The organism is Dethiothermospora halolimnae (genome assembly GCF_037577855.1).
Classification (GTDB): Bacteria; Bacillota; Clostridia; order Tissierellales; family VENL01; genus Dethiothermospora; species Dethiothermospora halolimnae.
On the sequence record NZ_JBAKFX010000105.1, the window covers coordinates 1 to 6,649 of the forward strand.

Below are 6,649 nucleotides of genomic sequence, written 5' to 3' on the forward strand. Positions count from 1 at the left end.
AAATTTCATGTCTGCTCTCCTCGTATTTTATTTGTATATTTTAAAGATTCGACATAAAATCTAAAATTCCTTTTTGAGATTTTTTCCATTTCATTTTAATAATTATTTTTCATGCGATAGCCCTGTATTTAAATTCCTTCATAAAAAAGATAAATTAATCTATATTCATTAAATAAAAAATATGATATCATTATATTGGAAATGAAAGATTGAAAACTAATATAGTTATTTTTCATTTAATACTAGAGTTTGTTAAATTTTTGAGGAGGGATAATATGAAATTATCAGAAAGAGTTACATCAATGCAAGCTTCCCCCATAAGGAAGTTAGTTCCATTTGCAGAAGAGGCGAAAAAAAATGGTAAAAAGGTTTATCACCTAAATATAGGTCAACCTGATATTCCCACACCAGCTTCTTTCTTTGAGGCAGTAAAGAACTTTGATGAAGAGGTATTAGCATATTCTTTTTCACAGGGATTACCAAAGTTAATAAAAAGTTTTATAAACTATTATAAAAAATATGATATTCATTTTGAAGAAGATGAAGTAGTTGTTACTAATGGTGGTAGTGAGGCTTTATTATTCTCTCTTCTAGCTACTTGTGACCACGGTGATGAAGTACTTATACCAGAACCTTTTTACACAAATTACAATGGTTTTGGATCTTCTGCAGGCATAAGTGTTGTTCCCATAACAACTAAAGCTGAAGATGGATTTAAGTTACCCAATAAAGAAACTATACAAAAACTTATAAGTGATAAGACTAAAGCAATATTACTATCAAACCCAGGAAATCCCACTGGAGCTATATATACTAAAGAAGAAATCTATATGTTAAGGGATTTAGCTAAGGAAAATGATTTATTTATTATTGCAGATGAGGTTTATAGGGAATTTGTTTATGATGGATTTGAGTATATGAGTTTTGCCCATTTAGAAGATATAAGTGATAGGGTTATTATAACTGATAGTATCTCAAAAAGGTACAGTGCTTGTGGTGCTAGAATTGGCTCAATAGCTTCTAAAAATAAGGATTTAATGAAAGAAATTATTAAACTATGCCAAAGTAGATTATGTGTTCCAACAATTGAGCAAATAGGTGCTGCAGCCTTAGCTGATCTAGGAAAAGAATACTTTGATGAAACCGTAGAAGAGTATAGAAAAAGAAGAGATGTAGTATATGATGCATTATCAAATATGGATGGAGTAATTTGTAAAAAACCCCATGGTGCATTCTACATTATAGCAAAACTACCAGTGGAAGATGCTGAAGATTTTGTTGTTTGGTTACTTAAAGAATTTGATGTTAATAATGAAACTGTTATGATGGCTCCTGCTGAAGGGTTCTACGCAACTGAAGGTTTAGGAAAAGATGAAGTTAGATTATCATATGTATTAAACGAAAAAGATTTAAAAAAGGCAATGGATATATTGGAAAAAGGATTAGAAGTATATTCTAACAAAAAATAAAAAAAATTCAGTCTAGAGGAAGTTTAACTTCCTCTCTTTTTTATGTTAGTGTTCTTGTCTAAGAGATCTCTCAAATATTTCACATTTGTCAGCATTACAATATCCATCAATATTATGCATACAAGTAATAGCTCCACATTTTTTCAATCTACTGGTCATTTCTGACTTAATGTTATTTATTAAATTCTTTTTCATTCTACATTCCCCCTAATAATTTGTTTGTAATATAAGTATACCATAGGTTACGATTTATGTCAAGTAAGTTTTCTGATATTTGCAAACAATTTATTATAAATTGCAAAACTCCGACTCCAAAACAGAATACCTATGGAAAAATGAAATTTTATATAGCCTCCCTTCAAAATATAGTTGTTATTTGTCAATTAATATGTTATGTAAAGAAGGGGGCAATTCATTGCCCCCTTCTTTACATACTATTATACTTATTAATTTTTAATAGATATTATGTTTTTTATTTTATTATTCTATAAAATCGTTAATTGTGTATTCTTCCCCTTCCAATTGGTTCACCACATTTATAATTTTTTCTTTAACCTTATGACTATTTTCCGTGAATATTCTCTTATTAGCTACCAAAGGACTGGGCTTTAGGGATATACTTACATTCCCCTTCTCACTTGTAAGATTTAATATTCCCCGCTCATAAAGTCTAATATTAGCAAGAATCAATGTTGGTAAATTTAATTCATTAATTTCGTTCTCTATATTTTCATCAACATTATTATATTCATATTTTGTAAATCCAGTCATTATTAGTATCAATTTAGTAAGGGTATCCTCTTCATAATAGAATCTATCGAAGTTGTTTTCATTGATACAGTTTGCTAGATACCTCTTTGTCTCCATTTTAGGAAAAATCCAAAGTATATGGGATTTACTTTGGTCTTTTATTGGAGAATTATATTCAAAAAAGTTTTTTATAAAATTCATAGTATAATATAAATCGTCTTTAGAAATATTAATATTAGTTTTCTTATTCTCTTTATACCCTTTATAAGCTATATAGCTTAATGCTAACATAGCTAAAAGACTATTTTCTTCTTCATTATCATATCTAATTGTATAATATTCATCAGCCTTTACTGGAAATGAAGCGATATTATTCATTATATAGGATATTTCATTAAAACTAAAAATTTCTTTTTTTATGGGATCTATTTTTTCTTTTATAATTTTACTAAAAACAATAACATCTTCAGGTAAATTTGATTTATATTTATTCAAATCCATTGAGTATCTCTCCTTTAATATTAGCTTTTGACATAAAGGTTGTCTTTATATTGATATAAAAATGTAATAGTTAGAATTTTTTATAGTTTCAAAAAAAATTATGAAATTATATATATATTGAATAATTTATCTAAGTAATAATTAAAATAATATAATAATTACATCTTTATAAAAAAACATTGGAGTGATTGGATATAATTAACTTAGTTATTTTCCTAAAAAAAATACATATGTCTATGATTTCTGCTAAGTTATATAAATCTCTTCTAATGGTTATAATTTTTATAATACTTTGTTCAGGGCTTTTTTACTATTTTGAAGTAGATGTAAATCCTAAAATAAATAGTATTTTAGATGCATTATGGTGGGGATTTGTAACCAGTACAACCGTTGGATATGGAGATATCTATCCAATAACTAATGCCGGTAGGTTCATTGCCATATTTGTTATGTTAATAGGTATTGGAATTTTTGGATTCATTACAGCATCGGTTGCATCTATATTGGTAGAAAAAAACCTTAAAAAGGGGATGGGGCTTTTGGATGTAAATTTTGAAAACCACATAATAATAATAGGTTGGAATTTCCGTTCCAAGTCGATTATAGAAGAACTAATAAATGAAGATAAAAATATTAAAATTGTTTTAATAGATAATATAGAAAGTAATCCATATCATAATAAAAACATTTCATATATAAAAGGAGATGGGTGGAATGAGAAAGTTTTAAATAGAGCAAACATTGAAGAAGCAAAAATAGCCATAGTACTTTCAGATAAAAATAATGAAAATAAAGAAATGTCCGATGCTAAATCAGTTTTAATTTCATTGGCAATAGATAGATTAAATCCAAATATTTATCTTGTAACAGAGGTATTAAATCATAATAATATTGTTCACTTTGAAAGGGCAAATGTAAATGATATTATAGTAAGCAATGAAATAGAAAGTAAAATATTAGTAAGAAGTATCCTTTATAAAGGTGTAAATAAAGCCTTTAAAGAACTAATAACCAATGCCTATGGAAATGAAATATATGAAACAGAGATTGAACCTAAATATATAGGTAAAACCTATGAAGAGTTAGTAAAGGATTTTCTATTGATTAATGTCACAATAATAGGTTTCTATAGAGATGATAATACATATCTGAATCCATCTAAAGATACCCTTTTAAAAAAATCAGATCATATTATATATATAGCTTCTAAAGAAATAATATAACCAAATAGCCCTAGGGCTATTTGATTATATTATTATAAAAATGGTGTATAAACATCCATTGGAATCTGACCTTCATTGGAATCTTCTAAAAATTGTCTTATAAGATTTGAAAGCTTTTTTACACTTAAATCTATTTCATCCCAATCTATTGAGGCAATACTGAGTCTAAAGTGCTGATTATCTTTTTGGTCCACATAAAATAACGAACCAGGTACAAATATAATTCCATTTTTTGAACATAACTTATAAAGTTCATTTGATGAATATCCATTGGGAAGGGATATCCAAAAGTTTAATCCTCCATTTGGCTTACCCCATTTAACATTCTTTGGCAAATGTTTTTTAAGACTCTCTGTCATTTTTTCAAGTCTTTTCTTATATAATGTTTCCATATTTATTATATGTTTTTTCCAAATCCCTTTTCTCAAATAAATGTCAAAAGCTCTTTGTATAAGTCCCGAAGTAAAGATATCTGAAGTATGTTTTGCAGATAAAACATCTGTATATATTGCCTTAGGTATTATCATAAAAGCTAGTCTTAAACCTGGCATAAATATTTTTGAAAAGCTTTTTATATAAATAACCCTATCTTCTTCATCTATAGATTTTAGTGTATAACTTTTATTGTCATTAAATTTAAGATCACTTAAATAATCATCTTCTATGATATATGTATTATATTCTTTAGCTAATTTTAAAATCCTTTCTTTCTTTTCCTTACTATAAGTATACCCTGTAGGATTTTGAAAGTTAGGCATAACATAAATAAATTTAGGTCTAAAATTTTTAAGTTTATTTTCTAAGCTTATGATATCTATACCATCTTCTTTTATCGGGATTTCTATTATCTTAGCTTCTCTAGATTTAAATGCGGCAATGGCCCCAGTATAAGTGGGACTTTCTGTGAAGACTATATCCCCATAGTCTACTAAAGATTTAGTCAATATATCTATTCCCTGTTGAGCTCCCGAGATTATTTGTATATCATTTATATTGGATTTAATATTATAGCCCTCCAGGTACTGATGTATGGAGGCTCTTAAAGGATAATACCCTTGACTTTCTTGATAAACAAAGGCATTACCTCCATCTCTATCAAGAACTTCATTGATTACCTGTTTAAAGTCATTTACAGGAAATAAATTGGGGGTCGGAGCAGTACTAGCAAAGTTTATAACATTATTTAAGTTTCCTTGTTTCTTATACTCATTGGGATTATCCCCTATAGAAGATACATCTTCATTTATCACTATGTTTTGTATATCCCTTGTATTCATATCTTTAACAAAGGTACCACTACCTACTTTTTTATATACATAGCCCTCCCTTTCTAGAAGTTTATAAGCACTTACTACAGTAACATTATTAACCTCTAATATATTAGCTAACTTCCTAATAGGTGGCAACTTAGATTGGGATTTTATACTACCGGATTTAATTAAGTCTTTTATATTATTATATAGTTGTATATAAAGATGTTGTCCATTTTTCTTGTTTAAAGTTATACTATCAAAATGATTCATACTAATCCTCCAATAAAATTATATATTTAATTTGTTGAAAATTCATATTGTTACCATACAATAATATTTTACCAAAATACTAGGTTTTATTCAAAAGTTTTTAAAAAAGGAGTAATTTTATGACATCATAAAATTACTCCTTTTTTAAAAACTAAAATATATTTTCAATGGTTATGCTCGATTACTAAAAATTTTTTTTAAAAATCCTTTATTGGATTCTTGTTCTTTATTTAACTTTTCCTTTATTTTAGCTAATTCATAGCTTTTTTCTTTCACCTTCATTTTTAACTTGGCATTTTCACAGATAAGTACGTCCCTTTCCTTACTATTTAAGTCCTCCCTTAACTGAACAACCTCTTCTTTTAAAGCATCTATAGCTTTTAAATTATTGTTTTCCCTTTCCATAAGCTTAGGGTTTATATGATTTAAAATTATATCTTCTAACTTGGAAGAAAATTCTTCCAAACTATTATTTGTAATTGAAGTATTTGATGCTGTTGTTACAGCAGTTTCATCACTATTGTTTACTAAAATTTCTGGAGAATTTAATATTAATTTTATTTGCTTGTTTGTAAATCCCTTTTCTTGTAATGATTTAATATACTTTAACGTTTCTATCTCTTTGTAAGTATAATATCTATGATTTGCTTGATTTCTGGGAATCTCTAATTCAAATTCCTTTTCATAGTACCTAAGTACATGTGGTGGATAACCAGTTAATTCTGATACTTCTGATATGGCATATTCAGTATCTTTTTCATCCATTAAATCACCTCCTGCTTCATTGTACTATTTATTTACTTCTTCATAAAATTAATTATTCCTTCCCAAATAATTAATTTTATGATAGCAATTATCGATATTTTTTATTATTAAATTAATATTTTGTGTAGTATTATGCTGTAAATTGACAATTGAAGATTATGCTTGTCACATAATAAAGAAACTGTGGCCAAATTATTGGCCACAGTTTCTTTATTATTACTTTATTAATTAATCCCTGCACTCTGCTCTTTGTACCCTGCAAAACAAAAAAGCACCAAAGGTGCTTTTTTGTTTTATGTGTGCCCAGCATGGACACAGTCTATAGGGTGAAAGTCCCGAACACCGAAGGTGATATAGGTGCTAGCTGAAGACAAGGGTGTCCACCGTGAGGTGGAATCTGAAGGAAGTCGGCGGCAAA

6 protein-coding genes are annotated in these 6,649 nt (G+C 27.7%); 2 read left to right on the plus strand and 4 right to left on the minus strand.

What is annotated here, in order from left to right:
• The first annotated feature begins 275 nt into the window (after window positions 1–275).
• The gene (locus tag V6137_RS20315) at window positions 276–1,469 is read left to right on the plus strand and encodes a pyridoxal phosphate-dependent aminotransferase (RefSeq protein ID WP_425449772.1); all 1,194 of its coding nucleotides are present in this window, start codon (window positions 276–278) and stop codon (window positions 1,467–1,469) included.
• A gap of 45 nt (window positions 1,470–1,514) precedes the next feature.
• Here V6137_RS20315 and V6137_RS20320 read toward each other — a convergent pair whose 3' ends face one another.
• Both V6137_RS20320 and V6137_RS20325 read right to left on the minus strand, forming a co-directional pair.
• Window positions 1,515–1,664, minus strand: coding sequence for a hypothetical protein (locus V6137_RS20320; protein ID WP_425449773.1), 150 nt, complete (start codon window positions 1,662–1,664; stop codon window positions 1,515–1,517).
• A gap of 285 nt (window positions 1,665–1,949) precedes the next feature.
• Entirely contained in the window at window positions 1,950–2,720 is a 771-nt protein-coding gene (locus V6137_RS20325) for a hypothetical protein (protein WP_425449774.1), read from the minus strand.
• A 230-nt stretch (window positions 2,721–2,950) separates the two neighbouring features.
• On the opposite strand from V6137_RS20325, the gene V6137_RS20330 reads away from it, so the two are divergent.
• Window positions 2,951–3,943 (plus strand): potassium channel family protein, encoded by a 993-nt coding sequence (locus V6137_RS20330; protein WP_425449775.1) that lies wholly within the window; start codon window positions 2,951–2,953, stop codon window positions 3,941–3,943.
• Window positions 3,944–3,975: 32 nt separating this feature from the next.
• On the opposite strand, the gene pdxR is transcribed toward V6137_RS20330, so the two are convergent.
• Together pdxR and V6137_RS20340 are read right to left on the minus strand one after the other, a co-directional pair.
• The gene (gene pdxR, locus V6137_RS20335; RefSeq protein ID WP_425449776.1) at window positions 3,976–5,466 is read right to left on the minus strand and encodes a MocR-like pyridoxine biosynthesis transcription factor PdxR; all 1,491 of its coding nucleotides are present in this window, start codon (window positions 5,464–5,466) and stop codon (window positions 3,976–3,978) included.
• Window positions 5,467–5,637: 171 nt separating this feature from the next.
• A complete protein-coding gene (locus tag V6137_RS20340) occupies window positions 5,638–6,231 on the minus strand; it encodes a MerR family transcriptional regulator (RefSeq protein WP_425449777.1) in 594 nt (197 codons plus the stop codon).
• Window positions 6,232–6,649 lie beyond the last annotated feature (418 nt).

What these genes read in the sequence shown, in the direction of transcription:
- V6137_RS20330 (WP_425449775.1), top strand. Translation starts at nt 2,951, where the DNA reads ATGTCTATGATTTCTGCTAAGTTATATAAATCTCTTCTAATGGTTATA.
- V6137_RS20320 (WP_425449773.1), bottom strand. Translation starts at nt 1,664, where the DNA reads ATGAAAAAGAATTTAATAAATAACATTAAGTCAGAAATGACCAGTAGA.
- pdxR (WP_425449776.1), bottom strand. Translation starts at nt 5,466, where the DNA reads ATGAATCATTTTGATAGTATAACTTTAAACAAGAAAAATGGACAACAT.
- V6137_RS20325 (WP_425449774.1), bottom strand. Translation starts at nt 2,720, where the DNA reads ATGGATTTGAATAAATATAAATCAAATTTACCTGAAGATGTTATTGTT.
- V6137_RS20340 (WP_425449777.1), bottom strand. Translation starts at nt 6,231, where the DNA reads ATGGATGAAAAAGATACTGAATATGCCATATCAGAAGTATCAGAATTA.
- V6137_RS20315 (WP_425449772.1), top strand. Translation starts at nt 276, where the DNA reads ATGAAATTATCAGAAAGAGTTACATCAATGCAAGCTTCCCCCATAAGG.